Source organism: Paenibacillus kobensis NBRC 15729, assembly GCF_004000825.1.
In the GTDB taxonomy this organism is placed as follows: Bacteria; Bacillota; Bacilli; order Paenibacillales; family Paenibacillaceae; genus Paenibacillus_T; species Paenibacillus_T kobensis.
Window position 1 is genome coordinate 75206 of sequence record NZ_BILZ01000002.1, and the last position, 22977, is coordinate 98182.

General features: G+C 54.0%; 17 protein-coding genes and 1 other annotated feature. Of the genes, 3 read left to right on the plus strand and 14 right to left on the minus strand.

From position 1 onward, the window contains the following. Positions 1 to 2 precede the first annotated feature (2 nt). From def to PKO01S_RS01975, 3 genes are all read right to left on the minus strand, one after another. Complete coding sequence (gene def, locus PKO01S_RS01965; protein ID WP_127529615.1) at positions 3 to 521, minus strand: peptide deformylase; 519 nt, start codon at positions 519 to 521, stop codon at positions 3 to 5. Between the two features lie 71 nt (positions 522 to 592). After that, positions 593 to 1399, minus strand: a complete 807-nt coding sequence (locus tag PKO01S_RS01970) for a class I SAM-dependent methyltransferase (RefSeq protein ID WP_127529616.1) — start codon at positions 1397 to 1399, stop codon at positions 593 to 595. A 53-nt stretch (positions 1400 to 1452) separates the two neighbouring features. Next, positions 1453 to 1682 (minus strand) — a binding site (T-box leader). A 92-nt stretch (positions 1683 to 1774) separates the two neighbouring features. Next, the gene (locus PKO01S_RS01975) at positions 1775 to 2230 is read right to left on the minus strand and encodes a serine hydrolase (RefSeq protein ID WP_246070411.1); all 456 of its coding nucleotides are present in this window, start codon (positions 2228 to 2230) and stop codon (positions 1775 to 1777) included. Between the two features lie 208 nt (positions 2231 to 2438). Here PKO01S_RS01975 and PKO01S_RS01980 point away from each other — a divergent pair, with 208 nt between their 5' ends. Then, entirely contained in the window at positions 2439 to 2657 is a 219-nt protein-coding gene (locus PKO01S_RS01980) for a hypothetical protein (protein ID WP_127529617.1), read from the plus strand. 77 nt (positions 2658 to 2734) lie between these two features. Here the strand turns inward: PKO01S_RS01980 and PKO01S_RS01985 are convergent, their stop codons facing one another. The 7 genes from PKO01S_RS01985 to PKO01S_RS02015 all read right to left on the minus strand — a co-directional run bounded on the left by PKO01S_RS01985 (position 2735) and on the right by PKO01S_RS02015 (position 10152). After that, positions 2735 to 4567 carry an ABC transporter ATP-binding protein gene (locus tag PKO01S_RS01985; RefSeq protein ID WP_127529618.1) on the minus strand — a complete coding sequence of 611 codons (1833 nt, stop codon included), beginning with the start codon at positions 4565 to 4567 and terminating at the stop codon, positions 2735 to 2737. Between the two features lie 200 nt (positions 4568 to 4767). After that, positions 4768 to 5235 (minus strand): hypothetical protein, encoded by a 468-nt coding sequence (locus PKO01S_RS01990; protein WP_127529619.1) that lies wholly within the window; start codon positions 5233 to 5235, stop codon positions 4768 to 4770. A gap of 45 nt (positions 5236 to 5280) precedes the next feature. Then, positions 5281 to 6060 carry a hypothetical protein gene (locus tag PKO01S_RS01995; protein ID WP_127529620.1) on the minus strand — a complete coding sequence of 260 codons (780 nt, stop codon included), beginning with the start codon at positions 6058 to 6060 and terminating at the stop codon, positions 5281 to 5283. Positions 6061 to 6070: 10 nt separating this feature from the next. Continuing rightward, positions 6071 to 7186 carry a GerAB/ArcD/ProY family transporter gene (locus PKO01S_RS02000; RefSeq protein ID WP_127529621.1) on the minus strand — a complete coding sequence of 372 codons (1116 nt, stop codon included), beginning with the start codon at positions 7184 to 7186 and terminating at the stop codon, positions 6071 to 6073. Between the two features lie 27 nt (positions 7187 to 7213). Next, on the minus strand, positions 7214 to 7432 hold the full coding sequence (locus tag PKO01S_RS02005; RefSeq protein WP_127529622.1) for a hypothetical protein: 219 nt from the start codon (positions 7430 to 7432) through the stop codon (positions 7214 to 7216). Positions 7433 to 7447: 15 nt separating this feature from the next. After that, entirely contained in the window at positions 7448 to 8659 is a 1212-nt protein-coding gene (locus PKO01S_RS02010; protein WP_127529623.1) for a Ger(x)C family spore germination protein, read from the minus strand. Next, on the minus strand, positions 8656 to 10152 hold the full coding sequence (locus PKO01S_RS02015; protein ID WP_307719804.1) for a spore germination protein: 1497 nt from the start codon (positions 10150 to 10152) through the stop codon (positions 8656 to 8658). Before PKO01S_RS02015 ends, PKO01S_RS02010 begins: the two co-directional genes overlap by 4 nt. A 252-nt stretch (positions 10153 to 10404) precedes the next feature. Here PKO01S_RS02015 and PKO01S_RS02020 point away from each other — a divergent pair, with 252 nt between their 5' ends. Next, a complete protein-coding gene (locus PKO01S_RS02020; protein ID WP_127529625.1) occupies positions 10405 to 11256 on the plus strand; it encodes a hypothetical protein in 852 nt (283 codons plus the stop codon). Positions 11257 to 11363: 107 nt separating this feature from the next. Here the strand turns inward: PKO01S_RS02020 and PKO01S_RS02025 are convergent, their stop codons facing one another. After that, positions 11364 to 12263, minus strand: a complete 900-nt coding sequence (locus PKO01S_RS02025; protein WP_127529626.1) for an NAD(P)-dependent oxidoreductase — start codon at positions 12261 to 12263, stop codon at positions 11364 to 11366. A 156-nt stretch (positions 12264 to 12419) separates the two neighbouring features. Then, positions 12420 to 13076, minus strand: coding sequence for a cell wall hydrolase (locus tag PKO01S_RS02030; RefSeq protein ID WP_164779436.1), 657 nt, complete (start codon positions 13074 to 13076; stop codon positions 12420 to 12422). Positions 13077 to 13310: 234 nt separating this feature from the next. Here PKO01S_RS02030 and PKO01S_RS02035 point away from each other — a divergent pair, with 234 nt between their 5' ends. Then, positions 13311 to 13667, plus strand: a complete 357-nt coding sequence (locus PKO01S_RS02035; protein ID WP_127529628.1) for a hypothetical protein — start codon at positions 13311 to 13313, stop codon at positions 13665 to 13667. A gap of 10 nt (positions 13668 to 13677) precedes the next feature. On the opposite strand, the gene PKO01S_RS02040 is transcribed toward PKO01S_RS02035, so the two are convergent. Continuing rightward, on the minus strand, positions 13678 to 14370 hold the full coding sequence (locus PKO01S_RS02040) for a YwaF family protein (RefSeq protein WP_164779437.1): 693 nt from the start codon (positions 14368 to 14370) through the stop codon (positions 13678 to 13680). A gap of 158 nt (positions 14371 to 14528) precedes the next feature. Further along, complete coding sequence (locus PKO01S_RS02045) at positions 14529 to 22904, minus strand: GH36-type glycosyl hydrolase domain-containing protein (protein WP_127529630.1); 8376 nt, start codon at positions 22902 to 22904, stop codon at positions 14529 to 14531. Positions 22905 to 22977 lie beyond the last annotated feature (73 nt).

The following is a 22977-nucleotide window of genomic DNA, read 5'->3' on the forward strand; positions in this document are numbered from 1 at the left end:
TATTAATGCCCTTGATTCGTTAAACGAATGACGCCGAGCAGGTCGATCGGCTGATTCGTCTTCTCATGGTACAGCAAGCGGTCTCTCACATGATCGACGAATAATACACCGTTCAAATGGTCGATCTCATGCTGTATGCAGCGGGCCAGATATCCTTCTCCCTCCAGCACGATTTGCTCCCCTTGTCTGTTCCACGTTAACGCTTTGACATAATGGGCTCTGCGCACCATGCCGTAGTAGCCGGGAAACGAGAGACAGGCCTCTGCCCCAATCTGCTCCCCGCGCATTTCCACGATTTCCGGATTGATAAGTTCAATTAATCCATCGCCGCAATCCATTACAATAAGCCTTCTCAGAATACCGATCTGCGGAGCGGCTAGTCCCGCGCGCCCTTCTGCCGCATACAGCGTCTCTGCCATATCATCGAGTATTCTTAAGGATCGTTGATCCAGCGCCTCGACGGGTCTGGCTGTTTTGCGAAGGATCGAATCTCCGAAAGGAACAATTTCACGCACCGTCATCGTCTAACCTCCTGTGCCTGTGTCCATTCTACGTGTATATCTCATTTCATTCTTTTCTCGAAACGATTATGTCACTTCTTCTTCCCAATATACAGCAAGTGGTAAGACGTTCCCAGCACAGCCGGATCTTTCGCTAGCGTAATAAGAAACTGAACAAGCTGGTCATACTCGCCGCGGTCGATCCAGTACTGCTTCTGCTCATTCGTCAACAAGGCGCCGACGCTCGAAGATCCGATCAGGTCGATCGTCGCGAAACCGCCATTCTCCATGAACGGCTTTACCTCATCGATGTGAAAATAATAGGCCCCCGTAAACCGTCCTTTATCCTGATGGTTGAAAGCCCCTGTCTCCATCAGTCGCTCGATTCCGCCTATCGTATCGTTCGGTTTCCAGCTCGCCGGGTGCATTAACGAGGTCATCGCCATACGGACGCGGCTTTGGAAAGCGACGAACACGACCCCGCCCGGCTTCGTTACGCGGTACAGCTCCCGGACAGCCGCTTGCCGCTCTTCTTCGCGTTGCAAATGATAGAGCGGACCAAGCATAAGCGCGGCATCGAATTGTTCATCCTTCAAGTCATCCAGCCGCGTTGCGTTAAGCGCATGAAACCCGTCGAATTGGCCGCTTAATTGCATCTCCTCCGCCTTCAGCCGGGCAATGTCGACCAGTCTGGGCGTTAAGTCCGTCAACGTCATCCGGTAGCCGAGCTTCGCCAGCTCCATCGCATACTTGCCCGGACCGGCACCATTATCGAGCACTGCGCCAGCGTCCGGCAAATACTGCTTGATATAATGACAATTAACGGCGAACTCCAGCGGCTCCCGGTCAAGCCTTCCCCATTCATCGAACTGCGAATAGTAATCGATAATTTGTTCCATCTTCGACTCCCCCTCGTTCCAACATGGATGAAAAATAAAAAGCCTGCCGCCTCCAAAGAGGCGACAGGCTGAACCATCGCGGTACCACTCTTCTTGATCGGCGTCTTCACTTACTTGGACGACGAAGCTTGAGACCTGATTACGGAGGTTACCCGTCATAATCTACTGAATTCTTCGACCATGCCGCTCATGGGCGACTTCAGGAAGCTCTTGACCGTCTCGCACCGACCGACGGCTCTCTGAACAATCGACTATCCTTACTAGTCCCAATCCTAGCGTTTCATCATATGGAATTGACAGTAGTATAGAATTACATTTTTTTACTGTCAACATTTTTTTGCACCGCCGCACGTATAGCCATATTGCCGAACTCTCTCAAGTAGTCGATATAGCTGCCCCGTTCATCGCTATAATTGCCGACTCGATTAGCCATACGCACGACCACCAGATCGATTGATCGTTCACCCTGCCAAGTCCGTGCGTGTGCGTAAGCAAATGCCGGATCGTAACGCCCGAGAGCACCTCGGCATTGTCGCCGTTCGCTCTTACGTATCGAAGAACAGGATCGTCGAATGAACGAATCGCCCCGATAGTCAGTGCCCAGGCGGCAGCGAAACCGATGTAACTTTTGCGGACGGATGCGACGTTGAACTGCGAATCGGCAGCCGCCCTCCGGCCCGAATGTTCGCCACCGTAATACTCGGCGACCACCTGGTCGTTATGTATGACGAACAGTGCGAAGGCCGTGCCCCCATTCAATTGATTGATACGTTCGATATATGCCATTAAAGCATCGTAATGAGACGAAGAATACCGCTCCAGCTCCAGCAATACAGGCTTCCTCCTTGATTAAGCGCAGACTTAACCTCCCGTTTCACAAAATTATACTATCATATAGCAAAGCTTTTGTTTGATAATTTTGTAATTATAGGATAGATTTAAATATGAAGATTTACGATTCATCAACTTACGCAGACAACGATTACAGATACGCATGACTACATACAATGATTTAAGAATCGATTAGGAGGAATACGCCATGGATCACAAGCCTAAGAACCGGTTGGTCAAGAGAACCTTCGTTTATATGCCGCCTGAGCCTTCCGCCGTTCCCGCTTCGTCGATGCTGCTGATGAACAACGAGTTTAGACGGTACCGTACGACGGATATCATTAAGACGATAGCAGAAGCGTTGCAGCTAGACCTGAAAGGTTGGTACGCCGAGATGGAAGCCTTGGATTGTGCCAATGAATGTTAACAACGATCAATAGGGGGTTGTCCCGCAAGCCGTCCACGGACACACGGCTTACGAGGCAACCCCCCTATTCGTTATCGCTATGATTCCATCGCCGTCTGCGGAAATTGCAATTCATACAGCTCACTGTACCGGCCTCGCCGGCCAAGCAGTTCTTCGTGCGTTCCGCTCTCCACAATCCGCCCTCGCTCCAATACATGAATGGTATCGGCCTGTTTGATCGTCGACAAACGATGGGCGATGACGAGACAGGTTTTGCCCTTCAGCAGTTGGCCGAGCGCCTCTTGTATCAAATGCTCCGATTCAGTATCGAGGGAAGCTGTAGCCTCATCGAGAATGATCATCTGCGGATTTTTCAGAATGACCCTTGCAATCGATAACCGCTGCTTCTGTCCGCCGGACAGCTTCACTCCCCGTTCGCCGATCTGCGTATCGTAACCTTCAGGAAAGCTCTCGATGAACGCATGGGCATTCGCTGCCCGCGCTGCCGCTTCGATTTCTTCCTCCGTCGCATCCTGCTTGCCGTAACCGATATTGTCCCGAACCGTGCCGTTGAACAAAATAATATCTTGCGATACGATTCCGAGCTGATCGCGCAGCGACGCAAGCGTCACCTTGCTCAGCCTATAGTCGTCAATCGTAATCTCGCCTTCCTGCGGCTCATAGAACCGGGCAATCAAATGGGCAATCGTCGATTTGCCGGAGCCGGAAGATCCGACGAGAGCCGTCGTTTTGCCCGCTGCAAGTATCAGATTAAAGCCGCTGAGCACTTGCTGCTTGCTGCCTGCATAATGAAATCCGACATCGTGGAATACGATCTTGCCTTCGACAGCCGGCAGCAGCACGGAATCGTCTGCATCTACAATCTCGGGCTTCGTATTCAATATTTCGGCGATCCGCTCATAAGCGGCGGCCGCTTGCTGGATCGTGTTGATAATTCGGCTGAAGCGGCGGATCGGATTTTGCAACAGACGCAAATAAGCAATGACGGCAACGACCGTGCCGACGCTCATGCTCCCGTGCATCGTAAGCCACGCTCCGAATACGAGTACGATCGCAAGTCCGAGATAGTTGAGCAGATCGATGATCGGCTCATAGACAGCGCGCAGCTTGACGACTTGAATATTGGCTTCCATGTTGCGTTTGCTGCGGCCCGCGAACCGATCCGATTCAAGCGATTCCGTCGCGAACGACTTAATGAGCCGGATGCCGGACAACGTATTCTGCAGATGGTCGCTCACTTCCGCGACCGAGTCCTGAACCGTCCGGAACGACTTTCTCATTCGCTTGCTGAACAGTCTTGTCGTTAAGATCATAAGCGGGAACGTAAGCAGCAAGAGCAGCGTGAGCCGCCAATCGAGGAAGAGCATATAAACCGTAATGGCCGTGAACGTGAACAGATCCGTCGTCATTTGAATCATCGTAGAGGAAATGAGCTGTTGAAGCGCTCCAACATCGCTCGTTACGCGCGACATCAGGTCACCTGTGCGGTTGCGGTCGAAGAATCCGAGGTCGAGCCGGTTGATGTGCCGGTACAGATCGTTGCGCAAGTCATAAATGATACGCTGGCCGAGCGAAGCCGTCGTCGACGTACTCAGAAAGTTCAACACGCCAAGCAGCAGCGCAGCGCCGAGAATGCCCGCTCCTAGCGGGAGGAGCCGGTTATAATAATCGCCCGGTATAATGACATCGATGGTATAACGAGTTAGTTGAGGTATCAAAAATTCGAGCAGAGAAACCGCGACCACACTGCATACAGCTACGATCATCAGACGCCATTGAACGCGGGCATGTCCGAATACGCGCCGCAGCATGTTCCAAATGCTTTCCGGTTTAATTTTCTCTCCGGTTCCGAATCGGCGAATGCCTCCCCCTCCGGGCCGGTATGAATATTGAGATCCAGGTGCCGCCATAATCCAATCCTCCTTTACAGACTGCATGTGTCGTCTATCAATGGGTATATGTGGACTGAGTATGCATTTTGCCCGATTGCGATATCGGCAATGTCCCAGTGGTTTTAATCCTTAAAGACCGCTCAACTTACTCAGTATACATGAACATAATAATGACCGCACCACTATTTTTTTACAAACCAAACAGGAGCCTTACCGAATCAAGGCTCCTGTTCCTGTAACATTCCGATGCCTCCAGCCGAGAACTGCTGCATAATACCGCTGATCATGCCCGACTCATTGGGTTCGCATCGTACAATAAGAACGACGGAAGCGTTCTCGCGAGGTTTCGTATCGGTCTTGCTCTTGCTGAACAATCGATGAAGCAAGAACCCGGTGCCCGCCCCCGCCGCCAATCCGATAAGCCCCCATAGAATAGGTCCCCAACGCAGCTCGAAACCGAAGGATGCGCTTAGAACAGAGCAGATCGTCCCCAGAACGGCAGCAGCGTCGAAAGCATCATTGCCGCTCCCCCGTTGAACGGCATGAAGCAGCGCCTTATTTGCTGAACCCGGCTTTAAAGGAACTGCTGCGATACGGCTTCTGTCAATGCCGTCCCGCTCCAAAGCCAATATGGCCATCTCCACATAAGCAGACGGCTCGAACGATGCAATGATATGCAACGGCAACCCCTCACTTCCTGTCATCTAGAGCATCTAGAGCAGCTAAAGCATCTAGAGCAGTTCGTAATGTCGAGGTTGAACTTCCCGCTCTAAATATTGGAGTAGTTCTCTTTCATACAACTTATTCTGATCAACGGCCAGAACATATGCTTCATATGCCGCAAAGCCGTACATGGAAGGGAAGTAACTAAACCATTCCGCATCCAAGACCAAACAGGCATGTTCCAGCGATCCCATTAGGATATAGGTAACGGCTTCAGCCAAATGGGAGTAATACGAAATGATAACACAGCTTGCTGTAATGAATACGCCGCTGATCAGCCGCTGGAGATACAAATGGCCGAGCCCCGGAAAAAGCAGCGACCAGATCAGCGACCGCCGTGGCGACCGCTGTTCCAACAAATTCATGGCAATCCCGTTCATCTTGAACAGCTTGATCGGCGCATACTCGTCCTCTGCCAGCAAACAATGCTTATTGAGATCGATCGTTTTGCGGTAGCTGTCCCAAATGGAATAACAATAAATCGGGATATACAGCAGCATCCAACGCGGATTCAACGCCTGCTTGGCCGCATCGAAGCGTCCATTGAAAGAATAGACCATCGCCTCATTAAGATTCACTTGCGAATTAATCAGAAACTCCCACGCGATCAGAATAAAGCCCTTGGTATAGTAACCAAGGTGTAAATGTCCGAAGCCGGGAAACGAAGCCGACCACCAGGCCACGACCCAAGGATTGCGAAGCTGGATGAGGTTGATGTTATATGCCGTAGTGACACTGTTAAATCTTCGGGGGGATTGCCCTGCCTGATTGCGCTGCATTCGATTCATTCCTCGCCTCTTATTTTCGAGTTGCGGACAGATCTTTTGATCCCTTCAACAGGCCGATTAACCATAGCGCCAAAGGAATCACTACAGCCATTACGATTATATACGGAGGAAACACGATGGTATCCCAGTGCTGCATATAGACCACGTTGGGGTAGACGATTAGCGAGAATACGACCATCAACATCGCGCAAGGCAAAGTGAGTGTCCGATAATTTTTCAACTTCAATATCTCCGATAAGCTCGTCACCCAAGAATAGTAATAATAAGTCGTCTTCATATACGTCGTGATGAACCATAACCCTGCCAATAGCACTTCGATCCGTTGAATGAAGTGGCCGATGCTTATTTTTTTGACAAGGGCATAGCTGGGAAACATACTCCTCGCGGTAATCTGGGGACCGAGTATCAAGATGCACAGTAAAGTAACGAGCACGACGCTTAACCCCCCCGCCAGCGCAGAGGCGAATAAGCCGAGCCGGACTTTTCCCGTAAGCCCCTCCTGCACTCTAGGAAAAATCGAGAATAGAAAAACGATGGGCATATAGGCCGTTCCCGAGAACGTAATTCCCGCCCAGAAAACCGACTTCCCTCCGGATTCGAATACGGGAAGCAATTTCTGGCTGTCGATTTGCGGAGTGAGGGTCGTGACCAGTACGACGAAAAGAATGATGAACCACGGGAGCATCAACTCCGAGGTTCTAGCGATCGTCTCCAGTCCCATTCGGCTGCCCATCACAACAACAAGAGCAAAGAGAGAACTTGTAAACATAACAGGCGTATGCGGCAAAAAATGAATAAGAAAAAAATTGGATACATAAAACAGTACGGTGGCCGCGCCAATGAACGAATAAAACACGTAAATGAGCGACAGTACGGTTCCAACGCCTTTGCCGAGAGCTTCCTGACAAATGCCTACGAACGTTTTCCCCGGATAGACCCGCCACAGTGCAGTATACAGCAAGACAAGCGCCATACCGATTATGACGCCGACAATTCCGCCAATCCAGGCATCCTGCTTGGCAACGGAAGCTAAGCCGGAAGGAATGACCAGAACCGTCGTGCCGATCGAATACAAATAAATGAGCACCATCAATTGGCGTCCGTTAATTTTCCCGTTATCGAGCAACTGCCATCTTCCTTCCGTCCCCGAGAACTAGTCGAACATTCGCTTCATCGATCGGCCTAACGGTTCAAACCAGGCTGCAATCCAATCCAGCGGGTTAGGGATTGTAACATTAAGAGCCTTCGCGATACTTATTGCCGTTGCAGCTGCCATCGCGATGCCGAAAACCCATAGATCCTTTTTGAAATTCTTCAACGAAGAATATTCAATGACCGTACACAATCCCGCTATCCCCACAATTCCTGCCACTACCCACATAACCCCTTATTCCTCTCTATCCAACATAAAAGAATTGCCTATAGTGCCGGTTCGCTTTATATTGACCTTGACGGTTACCGACACGGGCGCTTCCGCAAAATGTTCATCCCAATCCGGCTGCAGTTTCTTCCAAGCTTTTGGATTACTCCGATGAAGGGCGTTGCCGAATCCGAAGAAGTCACATCTAAACTTTTTTTGAGCCGAGTCCATCGTTTGTTCCACGAGATCTTTCACTCTTAACTCCGCTTTTCGTTCTAACTCTTGGATAACGCTTACTTTGGTCAAGTCCAATTGACACTGAACTTCTCCCAAATTCTCTTCGACGTGAATATCGACGGCTAACCGTAGATTACCGTTCTGGACGGCTGCTTTCATCTTGGACTTCGACCGGACAACTTCTAGAGCTACGTAGCCGCCATCAGGGCATTGGATATGACCGACCGTACTTTTAATGGTATTGATGACATAGTTATAGCCCTTGCTTTGATCCTCGGTAAGCCAGCCGATCATTTGATCTTTCCGGAATACGGCAATGCCTGAGTTTTTTATCCGCGCAGCCGGCTGGATCATCTCTACATTTTCTTTCTTAATGCCTATCTCAGCGTTGCCTGTTACTCGAATGCCGTTAATAACAGGGTTTTTTCCCTTGCTCTCATAATCCATAATGAAGTCGTCTAGCGTAACGGCGGTTACTGGCGCCCATACTTTCTCGGACGTACGAATGGAATTGTATATTTTGTTGGCCGGGATTTTCTCGAGCGGAACCAATATTTTGAGCACCTTCTCCGCCTTTATTCCTTTTGCCACGAGCAAGAAGAAATCGGTCCGGAGTTCGTAATCCCTTGATAACAGATCCAACGCATTCCCTATGCCTTCCCGCGCCAATTGTTCGCCTATAACGACAATACGAAGATGAGAAGCGTATATTTTCCTTGGACTGGTGATCGTCATCTTGCGGATCGCTTCGAAAATCGTAATCCCGGTTGTCTGATACATGACCACGGGCGCATAGTTGCCGGCTCCTCCTTTCTGAGAGGCAACTTCTGCAGGCTGCACCACTTGAACGGTGACTTGATACTTGTCATCGACTTTATCAATCCCAAGCGCAACGGATATGGCTAATTCGTTCAACTCTCTGCGGTCCCAGCAGCCCGTCAGCGGCCATAATAATGCGACGGTCATAACGAGTAAAATGCATCTGTTCGCACGGATGGTCATGGTCTCTTCGTGCTCCTCGAATGCCGCTGGCGGAACGGATTAAGCTTGCCGAACATGCTGGGCCTCGACTTCATGCTCCGCTGCGACACCCGCAATATAACGTCTTTCTGATCGCTGAAATTGAACGGACCGACCGGCGACATATAGGGCACGCCAAATGAACGCAGACTGCTTAAATGAAGCAGAATCACATTGATTCCAATAAAGATGCCGAACATGCCGAATGCCGCCGCAAGTCCCATAAAGAAAAACCGGCTAATCCGTACGGCAATCGACATATCGAATTCGGGAATTACATAACTGGCGATTGCGGTAATGGATACGACAATGATCATGCTTGCCGATATGATACCAGCTTCCACGGCGGCCTGCCCGATAACGAGCGTCCCTACGATGGAGACGGCTTGTCCGACCGCCCTCGGCATACGAACGCCGGCTTCGCGCAATATTTCATAGGTTGCTTCCATGATCATCGCTTCGACAAAAGCAGGAAACGGTACCCCTTCCCTTTGCGCGGATAAGCTCATGAGAAGCTGAGTTGGAATCATCTCCTGATGATAGGTTGTAATGGCGATGTATAGAGCAGGAACTAGCGTCGCAATGAACAGCCCGAAATACCGAAGCCCGCGAATCAACGTACTGATATCCGCCCGATGATAATAATCTTCAGCCGCTTGAAAGAATTGGACGAATAGAGCCGGCACGATCAGCACATGCGGAGTGCCATCGATTAAGATCGCGACCCGGCCCTCAAGCAGAGCGGCAGCAACCGAATCGGGTCTCTCTGTGTTCTGTATGGTAGGAAAAATGGTGTATGCCTCATCCTGAATAAACTCCTCGATATAACTGCTCTCCAATATCGCATCTGTATCGATCGTTCCCAGCCTTCTGGCTACTTCCTCATATACGCTCTCGTCGGCGATTCCTTGGATGTACATGACGGAAACGTTCGTGTGGGTTACTCTGCCTACCGTATGGTTTTTGAGCACGAGGCCAGGGTACTTTACAATTTTGCGGACCATAGCCGCATTCACGTGAATATTTTCGGTAAAAGCCTCTTTCGGACCGCGGATGACGGTTTGATTGGTTGGTTCTGTAATCGCTCTTTGTTCCCATCCTGCCATCGAGATCGACAATCCTTGGGCGAAGCCGTCCAACATGACGGCGACATTGCCGCTCATCAGCGATTGCAATCCCGATTCCAGACTGCCGAACTTATGGATATCCCCGACCGTTAGAACAGACTCCAGCAACAGATCCAGAAGATCCGGCGCTTCCCCGCCGTCTTCTTCCCTCAAGACTGGACGATTCATGAGTGGTTCCAAAATAGAGGAATAGATTAATTTCTCGTCACATAACCCGTCGAAATAGAAGAGAACCGCCTTAATGGACCTGTCCTCTAACCAGATTCTCGTCTTCCGGACAATGAGGTCCTCGCTCCAAAATGTAAGCTGCTTCATGCGTTCAATGTGTGTCTCCAGGCTAGCTGACATTTTAGAGGATATATCCGTCAAGGCTCGTCCCTCCAATTTTCACAGATGGTATGGACCCCATTATTGACGTAGCAGTTGCGTTTTAAACGCCTTAGGTCTGACCTAGCCTTCTCCAAGTGTATGCACACAAGGAATAAATCCAAGGATCTCAGGTAAAGCTTACAACAGGAAATTTACGGAAGGCTAATCAACCGAGGAATCGTTCGTTCTAGACGTGAAAGTATACTTGCGAACAAGGGGACTGGATCAGCAATGCCTAATTATGTTCCGTACATCATTCTATCCCTGTTATCCGTCCTCACCTTTCTCTATGTCATGCTTCATGCCCGAAATTATGGAACGGTTGTGTTGTTCCTCACCTTCGTCGGTATGATCTACCTGTTTGAGTTTATCGTGCTGGTGCTGCTGGACTGTTACGTTTACTATCCTGGATTCGTTAAAGACCCGTACTTGGACAGCATGATTGGAGCCTTTCAATCCAACTTCCTTGCCGTTCCTGTCGCCGGCATCGTCATCGTCACATTCCGCCTTCGCTACCGATGGGGCGTCTTGTTCTCGCTGTTTTTTTCCGGTATCGAATGGCTGTTCTTAAAGCTGGGAGTCTATGAGCACTATTGGTGGCGGACCCCGTATACGACCGTTTCTTTATTGTTCTTTTTCTGGCTCGTCCGTTATTGGTCTAACAAAATTGCACAAGGCAGCCGCCTGCTTCGATATATATCATTGCTCTTTTTCTCACTGAGCGTATTGGATACCCTGATATTTTTTCTGATGCTGTTTGGATTTCGACGTTTTCATTTAGGCATCTATTCGAATCCGGTCAAAGACGACGTGTTCCTAACGTTTATATTTGTTGTCATCAATGCTTTGATCCTTGCAACGGTCGTCTATCGAACAGCCGCTATCCGCTGGATTATCGCCGCGCTGGCCGTTATGTTCGCGCTCCATATTACGTTAGTCCGTACAGGAGTCATACAGCTCTATATTTCTCCTTGGATCTATTACTCGATCTACATCCCTTGCTGCCTGCTGATTGCATGGCTGCTCGTCGTGACGAAGCATTCCTTAGCCGCCATGCGTATGCACCATCACCGGATAGAGTAACGTGGACGCAGTCTATCCTTCTACGCAAAAAGGGTTCCGCACGAGCAATTACGCTTCGTGCAGAACCTGCAATGGTGATGCTATATAACGGCTCTATTCAGAACTGGTTAAACGCCTGCTGCAATGATCCGGTATAACGCCTGCGTACCGTCGTTCTCTCCGCCCTGATCCACGAGTTGCTCGTAGAGCGACTGAGCGAGCGTTAGGCCGGGCAGCGCAAGACCTAGCTCAGCCGCCGAATCGAGCGCGATCCGAATATCCTTCACGAAATGCTTCACATAAAATCCGGGCGCATAATCGCCTGCGATAACGCGAGGCGCCAGATTTGTCAGCGACCAGCTTGCGGCCGCGCCGGAGCCGATGCTCCGAAGCACCGTCGTCTGATCGAGCCCTGCCGCCTTCGCATATGCGAGAGCCTCACTGACGCCAATCATATTGGATGCAATCGTAATTTGATTGCACATCTTCGTGAACTGGCCCGCTCCGGCTGGTCCTTGGTGGACGACGTTCGTTCCCATCCGCTCGAGCAGCGGCTTCACTGCTTCGAATGCTTCTGGTTCCCCTCCGACCATGATCGACAGCCGCGCTTCTCTTGCGCCTACGTCGCCGCCCGATACGGGAGCGTCCAGCACATGCAAGCCTTTGTTCGCTGCTTCAGCCGCAATCCGCTTCGCAAGCGATGGGCTCGATGTCGTCATATCGAGGAAGTATGCACCTGGCTGCGCATGCTTCAGCAGCCCTTCCTCTCCGAAGTAGATTTGCTCCACGTCGCTCGGGTACCCGAGCATCGTAATAATGAGTCCCGCTTGCTCCGCAATCTGCCGCGGCGTGTCGCGCCAGACTGCCCCTTGTGCAAGCAATCCGTCCGCTCTTGCTTTCGTGCGGTTGTAGACAAGCACTTTAAAGCCATGCCGGAGCAGATGCCCTGCCATACTCGCTCCCATAATGCCCGTTCCGATAAATCCAATAACCGTCTCGCTGCCAATCGTCCGTTGTTGTGCCGTCATCTTGCTCCCGCCTTCCTACGTAATGCTGGCCTATGTAACCTTACCGATTAGACGTTAGTATTCGTCTGCACCTATGTATATATTACTCCCACTGCGTCCAGGATGTCCAATTCATTCTATCCCCGCCTGTATAGTCGGAATATAAGAAGCTTAGTTCTATTTCCCGAATATATGGCCGCCGATCGTTGCCGTTATGGTCAACGACTTGAACCAATCCGATGGTGAGCTCACACTATTGAAGTAGAGCCCGCCCTTCGAAGGGTCGCTTCCCTTCGCCGCTTGAATGGCAGCCTTGAATGCCGTCTCATTCGGCTGCTGCCAATATTGACCGCCGCTCACGGTCGTGAAGGCCCCTTCAGCGAATAGGACGTCCTCAATCGTATTCGGGAAATCCGCCGATTGAACCCGGTTCAAGACGACAGCCGCTACCGCGACTTGTCCGTCGAACGATTCACCCTTCGACTCCGCATATACGATACGTGCGAGCTTGGACAGATCCGTCCGGCTGACCGTTACTTTCTTAAGCGCATGCATCGTCGTCTGTCCGGCGACACCGTTCTGTACAATGCCTGCACCTTGCTGGAACCGTCTGACCGCGCTCTCCGTCTGCTTGCCGAACTTGCCGTCCGCCTCCGCGCTTAAGTAACCGAGCATCCGCAGCCGCTGCTGCAATTCGACAACGTTATCGCCATTGCTGCCGACCTGCATGGTCACGAAGCTCGTCGCAGCGCTAGCCTGCTGCTGCTGCGGAGCTAAACTTATAGATAATACCGCCAATCCGATTAACACCCATCCATACCAACGTTTGAACACTTGCATAATCCCTCCAATGTTAACTGATGCAATGAATCAGGCCAGATGTGGAAACACAACAATTGGAAAAGGTGCACGCCACCCATTGTAGCATTAAACAAATGGGCGACTGCGGTTTACTAGAAAATTCTAATATATCGACAGAGTGCGAATCAGCGGATATTCCAGTTTTATATCGGGCAAAAATAATTGCATGCAGGAAACATTCATGCTCGTAAGGAGGTTGGAACGTTCATGGGGCTTTGGCTCGGAATCGGATTGCTCGCGGGAGGACTCCTCATCATTAACGCAGCGTTTGCTTACCAAGCTGTACATGTCGATAAGGCGTTAAGCGCAACGGCTCTATACCATCTGAAGGTGCTTCCCTTCTTCTATGCCGCCAATCTCATGGTGGGCAGCGGAATCCGCGCCGCGAACAAGGCAGCAGGAAACTTAACGTACTCGCTCAGTCTGGCCAAAGGAATCGAGCTCGCGCTCTGCGTCCTGATCGGCTGGTGGTTCATGCGTGAAGCGCCGACATGGCGCACAGCCGCTGGACTTGCGATCGTTCTGATCGGATTTGTCGTCATGAAGTGGAAGCCTGCCGGATAACCGGGCTTCCCTAGCGGACGCGTTTGCCCATACGATCGGCCCCTGTGACCAAACCGAACAACAGCAGACACATCAGCCATACGATCGGTTCAAGCGCGATAAGGTACCACGGCCACGGACCAAGCCAATCGAGCAGCGAGCCTCCCGCAGGCTTGCGGGCCAGAAACATATAGTTCGTACCTGCATAATAATTGACGATTCCGCCTGGAATCGCGGCAATGTGCAGTGCCAATACGGCAACCGGAAGAAACCGCAGCGCCGGCCTCATTCGCTCGACAGCCGTCATGTAGACCGAAGCCGCAAGGATGCCGATATGCCCAAGAAAGAAGTGGAAGTAACGGAACGCCGGAAAGGTCACGTCCAAGTCCGGCGTTAACAACGCCTGCAGCGCGCCGAGCGTGCCTAAGTAGAACAGGATCTGATACAAGAGCCGGCTGCGAGTCAGCAGCATCACTACCGATAGCCATAATGACATTGTGCATAGCTCAAAAGGCAGCGTCCATACACTCCATTCGTGATGTATCATATAGGTGAAATAAAGCCCTGCTTCGAGCAGCGCCATAAGCAGTGCAATCGAAACAGCCGTCCATCGGCTGCGGTTTCCCTCACGCAATGGCTTGCGAAACACGATTAATGCGATACACACGGCCGCACATCCAATCAGAGCAGCCCAATGTTCGGCAGAATATGGAACGAAACGCATGGCGCACGCCTCTTTCTTCGTTAAGTTTGGTCTCATTGTAGAACGGTTGCAACCGCGCCGATAGGACCATTTTACGCTAGTACCGATGATAGCAAGACAAGCACCCCCGCAACGTACCAGAGCAGCTCGGGCACATTCGGGGGTGTTGGTTCGTTCATTTATACGTTAACGGCAGTTTCATCCGTCTTGCCGGACGGCTGCCTTGGCAGCATCATCTCAACCTCATACGTGCGGCCGTCATCGGAGAGCTTGATGTACGTTCCTTCCGAATCGCGCTCTATGATGCCGGATTCGCGGTGCGGCGTGAGTTCGCCCGACTCGTCGATATCCAGCGGAAGCGACGGCTCGGACAGCGTATCCACCATCCTTACTTTCACCTTGTACACCGATTTGCCGTAACGGTAATTCACTTCGAAGCCCGGCCAATCCTTCGGAATGGCAGGCTTGAAATAAAGCTTATCCGCCCTTCGCTGCAAGCCGATGATCCATTCGATGCCGGCTTGATACATCCAGCCCGATGCGCCTGTATACCACGTCCACCCCGCACGCCCTTTGACCGGATCGCGGGTATAGACATCGGCCGCCATCACGTATGGCTCCCCGGCGTACTTCCGGACGTCGCTCTCGCTGCGGGCATGCGTAACCGGATTAAGCAGATGAAACAGATCGACCGCCTTGTCTCCGTTGCCGAGGCCGCACCAAGCGACGATACTCCAGATTACGCCATGCGTATATTGGGCCCCATTCTCGCGAATGCCCGGCGGATAGCCTTGGATATAGCCGGGATTCGGATCGGTCCGGTCGAACGGCGGCGTCAGAAGCCGGGCAACCATAATGTCCCGGTCGACAAGCTCGCGGTCGAACGACATCATCGCCTGCTGCGCCCGTTCGCGCGGCGCCGCTCCCGAGATGACCGACCACGACTGCGCGATGGCGTCGATCCGGCATTCTTCATTCCGCGTCGAACCGAGCCAATGTCCCTCGTCCGCCCGTGCCCGCCGGTACCACTGCCCGTCCCATGCGCTGGTGTTGACCGCGGAGGCGATAGCCTCCCGCCGGTCCCGATACGCCTTGGCACGCTCCGCGTCGCCTTTCATTTCGCATACATCCGCGAACTTGCGGAGCACCTCGCACAGAAACCAGCCGAGCCAGACGCTTTCGCCCTTCCCCAGATCGCCGACCGAATTCATGCCGTCGTTCCAGTCGCCGATCCCCATGAGCGGCATGCCGTTCTCGCCGAAACGGGAAGCCCGTTCGATTGCACGGATGCAGTGCTCATAGACCGTGCCGGTCTGATCGGACAGCACGGTCGGCTCATACCGCTCGTGTTCCTCGAACGTAAGCGGCTCGCTTCGGATGAACGGCGCGATCTCGTCCAGCACCGTTGCGTCGGCCGTCTGCGTAATATAGCGTGCCGTTGCATAAGGCAGCCACAGCAGATCGTCCGAATATTTGGTCCGGATGCCGCGGTGCGTTTCTTCATGCCACCAGTGCTGCACATCGCCTTCCTCATATTGATGCGCGGCATGCAGAATGATCTGGGACCGCGTCATATCCGGTCTTGCATGCAGCATCGCAAGCGAATCCTGCAGCTGATCGCGGTAACCGAATGCTCCTCCCGCTTGATAGAACGCCGTTCTTGCCCACATCCGGCAAGCGAGCGCTTGATACAGCAGCCAGCCGTTGATCAGATAGTCCATCTCCCGGTTCGGAGTATGGATCGTCGTCTGCATCGTCATCTCTTCCCAGAAGCGCACTGCTTCCTCGTAGGCGGCAGCACACGCTGCGCTGTTATTGTATTTGCGTGCTAAAGCAAGCGCTGCCTCCTTGGAATACTCGGCGCCGACCAGCACGTAAACCGTTCTGGATGCGCCCGGTTCCACCGTGAGCTTCAGCTGCACGGCGCCGCACGCATCATGCTGAGGGCCGGACGTGTTCGACAGCCTTGCATATTCCAGCGCTTCCGGCGATTGCGCCGTGCCTCCGCGTCCGAGCCATTCCGTCCGATTCGTTGTATAAGAGATGCGTTCCCGCAGCGAGGCTGCGGAATCGGCGGATGCAACGGATGAGCCGTCTGCATCGTGTATGGCGAGAAAGGCCCAATCGTCGCGAAACGTTTCCTGATAACCGTTGCGCGTCAGCATGACGCTATGTTCATCGTCCCATTCCGAGACGATATGCGAAGCGCTGATCTGGCGTTTCACGCCTAGCACCCAGTCACAGACGTAGTAGACGGATAGCTCTTTGGTCTCATCGCTCGTATTGTCCAGCTTCAGCTCGATGATTTTGACCGAATCAGATTTCGGCACGTACATCGTCATCTGCTGGCGCAAGCCGCTGTCTGCCCGGCGGAACCGGGTGTATCCTCGGCCGTGAGCAACCGTGCACGGTGAATCCGCGGAACACGGCATCGGAGCAGGCGAGCTGTATCGTCCCGTCCGGTCGTCTCGGATATAGCAAGCTTCGCCAGGCGGATCAAGCACCGGGTCGTTCGACCATGGCGTCAGCTTGAACTCGCGGCTGTTGCGCCACCACGTATAGCCCGTTCCAAGCTCCGTGACGAGGAAGCCAAATTTGTCATTGGCCATGACGTTGCTCCAAGGAGCCGTCAGAAACTTGCCTCCGCGCAGCGCGATCCGGTATTCCCGTCCATCCTGCGTGAATCCGCCCCAGCCGTTGAACAGCGCCAGTTCGGACGATGCGTCCGTTTCGTCCCTTTCCGGTACAGCTGCGGACGAGGCGGCCAGCGACGCAATCCGCTCCAGTCGCTCGTGCAATTGGAGCGCTGCTCGCATCGGCGCCTTTAGCTGCACCTTCAGGCTCGGTCCGTCCGCATGCAGCACATAACGTGCGACGGCGAAGAGCAGCGTCCGTTCTTCAGCCGACATTTGGTTCGCCGCTACCGGATACACGCCGCCCGGACGAACGGCATGCTTGTCGACATTGTGTTCGATGGCGCTGCGGAGGCCGTCCGTTACATCCTGCTGATAGCCCCCCGCCGATTCGTTGACGATAACCAGATCGAACGGGATGCCTTTGCGGCACAAATAGCCGTGTCCGCTCATCAATCGGATCGCGAAAGGCAACTGCGACCGGTCCTCCATCGTGACGAGCACGATCGGCAGATCGCCGGATATGCCCATCGACCATAACCCGGACTGTCCTTTCACGTTCGCGGCGATGCTGTCGGCGCGCTCCGCCCGGAGCGGCGAGGCATACAACACGCGTCCTGCAAGCGTATGAATGAGAGAAGCCTCTTGCGCCGTCATCCGCTGATGCCGCAGATCGATCCGGCTGTGCGTCCAGGCAAGCTGGAAGGTCCGGTCGATCTGCGCCTCGCCGCACAGCGCACGGGATATCGCAATCGCTTCATCCCGCGATTCAGCAGTGCCCGTGACCGCATACAGCTTCACTTGCTCGCCAGGTCCGATCGACACTCGCCGGCGAATGGCGAATATCGGATCAAGGACAGCGCCGACCGTACCCGACAATTTGCTTGCTATGCTTTGCGGATGCTGCAGCGTATGGCCGCGGCCGATGAAGCAAGCCCGGTCCGTCTCATATTCGATCGGGCCAAGCGACTCGCATCCCGCCGACAGCGACTGCACCGCCCAGCGCGGCTTCTCATGGCCGTCTCTCGGTCTTCTGACCGCAAGCAGACATTCATCCGCTGCGTCATATTCCGTCTGCACGAACAGCTTGCTGAATGCCGGGTGCGCGTCGTCCGCCGAAGGAGGGGCCAGAACGACTTCCGTATACGTCGTTACCTCGAATATGCGGATCTCCTGGCTCTCGTTCGTCAGCGTCAGCCGGCGAACTTCCGCATTCAGCTCTGGCGACACGCATATATTCAGCTCGGTGCCAACCTGGCCGTCCTTGCGCAGAAAGCTTGCCTGATGCAGCGCGAACTGCGTTCTCATTTCCTCCGACCGCACGCGGCAAGGCTCATATGCTGGCGACCAGACCGCGTCTGCGGTAACATCGCGGATATACATGCCGATGCTTGGCGGATCGACAACCGGGTCCTCGCGCCATCTGGAGACGGCAATGCCGCCGTGACGCGTAAACCCGCCGCCGCTCGCTGTCACAACGGAAGAGAACGAGCCGTTGGACAGCACGCACACTTCCGGCAGCGCCGTAACGGGATCGGTGTACTCGCGCAGCGGCGCCGTTCTCTCCTGCTCTTGTACGGATTCCGTCCTCGAAGAGTACGATTTCACCGAATCGGAAATGATCGCTGGCTTGTCCGGCATCCGCTCCTGCAGCAGCAGCTCGACGGCTTGAATACGTTTATCCGCATGGAAGCGGTCGACCATCGTCCTCGGCAGCAGCTCGTTGGCCAGCGTCAGCAAGCTCATCCCTTGATGATGAACCATGAAGCTGCGGATGACGACGCTTCGCTGCCCGTCGGGCAGCCGCTTGCTCGTGCAATCGATCGCTTCGTAATAACCGTGTTCTCCGCGCGCGCCCATTTGTTCCATTCGGCGCAGCGCATCAAGCGCTTCACGCTTCGCATACGGCAGCGCCATTATCGTCGCATACGGCGCAAGCACGAGATCTTCCTCGAGCCCGCGCTGGAATCCAAGTCCCGGCACCCCGAAGGCGCGATACTGGTAATTCATTTGATAATCGAAGGCGTAATAGCCTGATTCGGAAATGCCGAACGGCACATTCCGCATAGCGGCATACTCGATCTGGCGTCTTACCATGCCGCGGTACGTCCGGTCCCAGACGGAGTTCCGGTACGTCTTCATCAGCAGCGCCGGCATTAAATATTCGAACATCGTGCCCGACCAAGAGAGCAGCGTCGCATCTTTGCCCGATCTTGTCATCGCGCGACCGAGCTTGAACCAATGCGCTGCCGGAGCCTGTCCGAACGCAATGGCCAGCAGGCTGGATTGACGGGCTTCGGATGCGAGCAAATCGTACAATATCGTCTCTTTGCGGTCCGCCGAGGCATGGTAACCAAGCGCGAACAGCTGGGAGGCATCATCGTACAGCGGCCGGAAATCGGTCTCGTCGATCAGCTTCTCGAGCCGGGAGATCAGACGTTTCGCTTGTTCCCGGATGCGGCCGGTTTTGGACTGCATCGCTGCGACTCCGGTACCTGCACCTGTTCCGAATGCATACTCCGCAATCCCTTCCTTCACCGTGACGAGATAGCCGACAAAGTTGCCGGAATCGACGGTGGACACATAAAGCGGCGGCAGCGGACGTAGTGTCGTCGTCTCATACCAGTTGTACAAATGGCCGTTCCACTTCTCCATCCTCTCGATCGTGTCCGTCGTCCGCTCGATTCGCATCAACAAGTCGAGCGTATCGATAAAGCCGAAGTCACGGGCCGCGAGCGTGCAGGCAAGCTGCAAGCCAATATTCGTCGGCGACGTCCGTCTTGCCGGTCCGACTGGCGGGTCCATCTGCACATTGTCCGGCGCAAGCCAATGGTCGGACTCCACCGTATAACGGTCGAAGTACGACCATATGTCTCTCGCAAGTTCGGTCAACTTCTCCCGCTCCTCTGCCGTAATCGTCTCCGGACGAACGGCAGGAGGCTTGCTCAGCCAGCGGGCGACGACAGGCGCAAGCAGCCATACAGCTGCAATTATGGCTCCTGTCCATCGGGTCGGCACATGGTTCGACAGTATCGATACTGCACCGAATGCAAGCGTCAGCACAAGTCCAGAACTAAGCCCGTAAATGACTGGAGATTGCTTGTGCTTGCTGCGGCGTTCAACCTCGGCCGAGCTTGTCCACTCGAGCATCTTGCGTTTCGTGCCGAACATTCGGTAGAGCGTGCGGCAGACCGCGTCCAACATGACAACCGTTTGATACGGCAGCGCAACAAGCGTTACGAGCGATTGTCCGAATGCTGCCGCGACCGCGGCCGGCTTCCGGACCAGCCTCACAGGCTGCAGCACCGATCGGATGAGCGGCATGAAGACGGTAAGCAGCGCGATAGTCGTCAAGACTGCCCATGGCCAAGGCGGCAGGAGCGGCGCTATAAGCAGCGTCAGCAGCAGCGCAGGCTGCAGCAGACTCCGCCGCATATTATCGAGGATCTGCCAGCGCGTAAGCGCGGACAGGTCGACCTTTTGCAGCTTGCCGGTCCGGTTGCACACCTTCGGCTTCAGCCAGCACAGAAGTTGCCAATCCCCTCGCACCCACCGGTGAAGCCGCTGCTGATAAGCGCCGAATTTCGCCGGATGGCCGTCGATCAGCTCGATATCCGAAAGCAAGCCGCCGCGCAAGAATCCGCCTTCAAGCAGATCATGGCTAAGCACCGTATTTTCCGGAATTCGTTCGCTTAGAACGGCGGCGAAGCTGTCGATGTCGATAATGCCTTTGCCCGTAAAAATACCTTGTCCGAACGTATCCTGATACGGATCCGACATCGCGAACGCATACGGATCGATGCCCGGCTCGCCAGACCAAAGCCTTGCTAGACGGGAATGCGATACCGATTCGTAGCTGACGCCTATTCTCGGCTGCAGAACGCCATAGCCCTCGATCACTCTCGAGCGCTGCTCGTTCAGCCTTGGCCGGTTGTACGGCAGATGCATCGTGCCGACCATCCTCTGTGCCGCTCCAAGCGGCAGCTGCGTATCGGCATCGAGCGTAATTAAATACTGGACGTCTCTTAATTCTTGCGGCAGCGATGTGCTCTCCAAGTAACTCGTTCCGGAATCGCCCCGCAGCAGCGCGACGAATTCGACCAGCTTGCCGCGCTTGCGCTCCCAGCCGATCCATGCTTTCTCCGACTCGTTCCACTGCCGGCGCCGCTGGAACAGATGGAACGTCTGTCCTCCGTCCTCTCGCGGATACTGCTCATTCATACGGGCGATTCTCTCGCGAGCTGCTTTCAGCAGCTTCTCATCGGTGCTCAGTCTCTCGGATTGCGCATCCGTATAATCGCCGAGAAGGGCGAAATAGAGCTGCTTGTCCCGGTTAGCCAAATAATGCAGTTCCAGCCGGTCCGCGAGCTCTTCGACTTCCTCATTCTTCGACCAAATTATCGGCATGACGACCATCGCCTTCGCGTCATCCGGCATGCCAGCGGCATAGTCGTAACGGAGAAGCGGACGCGAGCGGACCAGGTTGCCGACCGTCGATTGACCGGCCATTACCGTCCATTCCGCCGCTGGCATCAGCAGCAGCACGGCAGCGACAATCCACATCCAAGGCGCCAGCGCGGCTCCGCCACCGGTCCATAAGGCAAAAATAACGGCAAACGCAGCGAATGCGAAGCCGATCATCGACATATAGGCCGTTCCGCGTCGGCGTTTTACAATTGATGCGCGGTTCGCCCGCGGCTCGCTGCATGAACGCAGCGACAGATGAAGCCGTTCAACTCCGGCGGAGTCAAGCAAATAATAAGCGGCAAAATGATCCCGTGGAGGCAGAGATTGGTTAGGCGAAGAAGCACTATGTCCCCACTGTTGAGCAGATTCATTAGTGCGGGCACTTGCTCTGACGGTCTGCTCAACATTGCTATGTTGATCTGCATCTGCATCATCTGTTCCCGTTAGACCTGCGCCTGCTGCAAGCTCGACCGCCTTGGATGCGATCAAATTTTGCGGCACGCCGAACCGCTCTGCCAGCTGCTCTACTCGATGGCGGAGTGTATGGCGGCTCGTCTCATCCATACGGGAATAGGTGCCTGCCGCTTCGCTGGATAGCGTTCGTTCCACGACGCTGATCCGCTCGAACGTCGCCTGCCACTGCCCCCGGGATAACGTGCGGAGGCTCCCGATCAAATGGCCGCATTCCACTTCATGGGTGGCCTGCAGTTGATGCTCATAGGTCACGATCCGGCTCAAATTGTCGGCGTCCGCATCTAATTTGCAGATCAGCCATTCGCGGACAGATCCTGCATCATCGGCCCACTCATTCAAATGGCTGACCAAATGAACAAGGACGGCACCGGACAGCGGCAGCTGTTCACCGTGCCGTTCCAGCGCCTCCTTCATATCGGCTGCGCACAGCTTCCCGTCGCTAGGCCCGATAGACTTCATCATCCGCTCTACGCGAACGCAAGCCTCATGCCGCTCCCGAACCTCCCTCATTAATGCCGCCAGTCGTTCGATTGCAGCCATACGCATTAAGATCGGTAGCGACCACGCTTCTGCGAGAGTCAGAACCGAAATTTCCTGATAGGCGTTCACGAATGCCGTCAGCGTGTCGTATTCGAGACGCCCGTTCGTCGCCTCGTAGTAGGCGCTGCCCAGCGCCATGACACGCGGCTTTGAACCGTTCTTCAGCCATGTCAGCTTCCGCAAGATGCCGTGCTTCAGCTCCCGTTCTACGACAAGCGCTTCCTTCTCGATAAAATCCGCATGATCCAGCAGCCATTGTTCAGCAGGCTGCGTGCATGCGCCTCCTTCTTCTTTCAACACTGCGGCGAATTGCCGCAAGCTTTCCATATCGCGATGCCATTCCCGCAGCGGGTTATATTGAGCCTGCTTCGAGTTGACCGGTTGATGAATCAGTGCCAGTTCATGCGCCTTCTGCTCCAGTTGCTCGGCGTTTAGTACCATGGGTCCCCCTTGCTTGAAGTCCGTCTTTCTTGAACTCTCGCCTTATCGACAAGGCTGCGCAAATAAATTCCGA

Excerpts from the sequence above, each read along its gene's own strand:
- def (WP_127529615.1), bottom strand. The coding sequence starts at position 521 with ATGACGGTGCGTGAAATTGTTCCTTTCGGAGATTCGATCCTTCGCAAA.
- PKO01S_RS01970 (WP_127529616.1), bottom strand. The coding sequence starts at position 1,399 with ATGGAACAAATTATCGATTACTATTCGCAGTTCGATGAATGGGGAAGG.
- PKO01S_RS01980 (WP_127529617.1), top strand. The coding sequence starts at position 2,439 with ATGGATCACAAGCCTAAGAACCGGTTGGTCAAGAGAACCTTCGTTTAT.
- PKO01S_RS01985 (WP_127529618.1), bottom strand. The coding sequence starts at position 4,567 with ATGGCGGCACCTGGATCTCAATATTCATACCGGCCCGGAGGGGGAGGC.
- PKO01S_RS01995 (WP_127529620.1), bottom strand. The coding sequence starts at position 6,060 with ATGAATCGAATGCAGCGCAATCAGGCAGGGCAATCCCCCCGAAGATTT.
- PKO01S_RS02010 (WP_127529623.1), bottom strand. The coding sequence starts at position 8,659 with ATGACCATCCGTGCGAACAGATGCATTTTACTCGTTATGACCGTCGCA.
- PKO01S_RS02015 (WP_307719804.1), bottom strand. The coding sequence starts at position 10,152 with ATGTCAGCTAGCCTGGAGACACACATTGAACGCATGAAGCAGCTTACA.
- PKO01S_RS02020 (WP_127529625.1), top strand. The coding sequence starts at position 10,405 with ATGCCTAATTATGTTCCGTACATCATTCTATCCCTGTTATCCGTCCTC.
- PKO01S_RS02025 (WP_127529626.1), bottom strand. The coding sequence starts at position 12,263 with ATGACGGCACAACAACGGACGATTGGCAGCGAGACGGTTATTGGATTT.
- PKO01S_RS02035 (WP_127529628.1), top strand. The coding sequence starts at position 13,311 with ATGGGGCTTTGGCTCGGAATCGGATTGCTCGCGGGAGGACTCCTCATC.
- PKO01S_RS02040 (WP_164779437.1), bottom strand. The coding sequence starts at position 14,370 with ATGCGTTTCGTTCCATATTCTGCCGAACATTGGGCTGCTCTGATTGGA.
- PKO01S_RS02045 (WP_127529630.1), bottom strand. The coding sequence starts at position 22,904 with ATGGTACTAAACGCCGAGCAACTGGAGCAGAAGGCGCATGAACTGGCA.